The 2,239-nt window shown below is 67.2% G+C and carries 4 protein-coding genes; all 4 read left to right on the top strand.

Going from position 1 to position 2,239, the window contains the following annotated elements:
- The first annotated feature begins 187 nt into the window (after positions 1-187).
- Positions 188-1,000, top strand: a complete 813-nt coding sequence (fliP, locus tag ACOADB_RS26690; RefSeq protein ID WP_378606173.1) for a flagellar type III secretion system pore protein FliP — start codon at positions 188-190, stop codon at positions 998-1,000.
- Positions 1,001-1,007: 7 nt separating this feature from the next.
- Positions 1,008-1,277 carry a flagellar biosynthesis protein FliQ gene (gene fliQ / locus ACOADB_RS26685; RefSeq protein WP_378606170.1) on the top strand — a complete coding sequence of 90 codons (270 nt, stop codon included), beginning with the start codon at positions 1,008-1,010 and terminating at the stop codon, positions 1,275-1,277.
- 10 nt (positions 1,278-1,287) lie between these two features.
- Entirely contained in the window at positions 1,288-2,055 is a 768-nt protein-coding gene (locus ACOADB_RS26680; RefSeq protein WP_378606167.1) for a flagellar biosynthetic protein FliR, read from the top strand.
- Between the two features lie 4 nt (positions 2,056-2,059).
- Positions 2,060-2,239: EscU/YscU/HrcU family type III secretion system export apparatus switch protein (locus ACOADB_RS26675; protein WP_378606164.1), on the top strand; the 180-nt coding region annotated here is incomplete at its 3' end.

Below are 2,239 nucleotides of genomic sequence, written 5' to 3'. Positions count from 1 at the left end.
ACCCGGCACCCGCACGTCACAGGCGAATCGGCCCTGTTTCGGAGGAATCTCCGACCAGAACGCTGGTGACGACGGCCCCGACCGGCCCCCTCGCCGGTTCCGTCCTCTCCCCGCAGACGTGGAAGCAGACACTCGCCGCGTTCACCGGCGGGGCCGCAGAGCCAGCACCCCCGCGACGGCGCGCGTCATGACCGCCCTGCGTCGGCTGATCATCCTGTTGGTGGGGACGATCGGCCTGGTCCTCCTTGCCCCGACGACGGCCCTGGCCCTGCCGATGGCGCTCTCCAGCGAGCCCGCCGGCCCCGACGGACCCAGTGGTCCGGCCAGCGGCGGCTCGGTGCAGATCGACCTGACCGGCATGACCGACAAGCCCAGCAACAGCCTGGTGGTGTTCCTCGCGCTGACGCTGGTCAGCCTGCTGCCCGCGATCCTGCTGACCTGCACGAGCTTCACGAAGATCCTCGTGGTGCTGGGCCTGACCCGCAACGCGCTCGGCCTCCAGCAGACGCCCAACAACCAGGTGCTCGCCGGCCTCGCCCTGTTCCTGAGCCTGTTCATCATGGCGCCGGTGCTGGGGCAGATCAACGACGACGGCGTCCAGCCCTATCTCGACGGGGACAAGAAGACGTCGGAGGCGTTCCACGACGGGATGGAGCCGCTGCGGGCCTTCATGCTCGACAACACCGGTGACGACGAGCTGATGCTGCTCACGAGCGTCGCCGACCGCGAGCTCCCGGACAACCGCGACGACGTCTCCACCGCCACGCTGATCCCGGCATTCGTGCTGTCCGAGCTCAAGGACGCCTTCATCATCGGGTTCATCATCTTCATCCCGTTCCTGGTGATCGACATCGTCGTCAGCGGGGCGTTGATGAGCCTCGGCATGATGATGATGCCGCCGGTGATGGTGTCGCTCCCGTTCAAGCTGCTGCTGTTCGTGATGGTCGACGGCTGGGCCCTGGTCATCAAGTCCCTCGTCGCCTCCTACGGAACCGGTTAGGTGCGCCATGACCGACACCGCGATCATCGAGATCGCCCTCAAGACGATGCTGGTGGCCCTCAAGCTGTCGGCCCCGATCCTCGCCACAGCGCTGGTGATCGGCTTCGTGATCTCGCTCTTCCAGTCGATGACGCAGATCCAGGAGTTCACGCTCTCCTTCGTGCCGAAGCTCGTCGGGGTCGGCCTGGCGCTGCTGTTCTGCGGCAACTGGATGCTGCACACCCTGATCGCGTTCACCCAGGAACTCTTCGACCTCCTGCCCGGCCTGCTCGTCTAGCCCGCACGCCATGATCCTGACCGTCGACGGTGCCCAGCTCACTGCGCTGCTGCTCGCTTCCGTGCGCGTGGCCACGTGGCTGATCGTCGTACCGCCGTTCTCGACGCGGGGCATCCCGTCGATGGCGAAGGTGGTCCTGGCGCTGGGGCTGTCGCTGTCGATGGCGCCGACGCTGGCCACCGAGGCCCTCCCGAGCACGACGCCCGGGCTCCTCGTCGCGACCGCCTCCCAGGCACTGATCGGCCTGGCGATGGGCTACGTGACGATGCTGCTGTTCTCCGCGATCGGCGCGGCCGGTGCGCTGATCGACCTGTTCGGCGGCTTCGCGCTCGCCTCTGCCTGGGACCCGCTGGGCATGAACATGAACACCGTCTTCGGACGGTTCCACCAGATGCTCGCGACCATCCTGCTGATGGCGTCGGGGGGCCACCTGTTGGTGATCGGCGGCCTGCTCAGCACGTTCAAGTACCTGCCGCTCAACAGCATGCCGGACATGTCGAACTGGGACGCCGTGCTGGTGACGGCGTTCTCGATGTTCTTCACCGTGGCCGTGCAGATGGCCTTGCCGATGATCGCGGTGCTGTTCGTCGCCGACCTGGCCCTCGCGCTGCTGACCAAGGTCGCGCCGCAGCTCAACGCCCTCAACGTGATGTTCCCGGCCAAGGTCGGTCTCACGCTGCTGCTGCTCGGCCTGTCGTTCCCGATGCTGCCCGGCGCCGTCGACAACCTGGTCGAGCTGGCGAACGAGGCGATGGCCTCGATGGCGGGAGCGGGGTGACCGGGTGAGCGAGGAGAAGACCGAGAAGCCCACTCCGAAGCGCAAGAAGCAGGCGAAGAAGGACGGGCAGGTCCCCCGGACCCCCGAGCTCGGCGGCTGGGCGGCACTGCTGGTCGTGACCCTGGCGATGGGGCCGTTGCTGGACAACGAGCTCAACGCGATCCGGACCATGATGAGCGTCCAC

Origin of the sequence: Nocardioides sp. CPCC 206348 (genome assembly GCF_048654705.1) — a bacterium.
Taxonomy (GTDB): domain Bacteria; phylum Actinomycetota; class Actinomycetes; order Propionibacteriales; family Nocardioidaceae; genus Nocardioides.
Note: the sequence above shows the minus strand (reverse complement) of the source record. Positions and strands in the feature narration are given on the sequence as shown.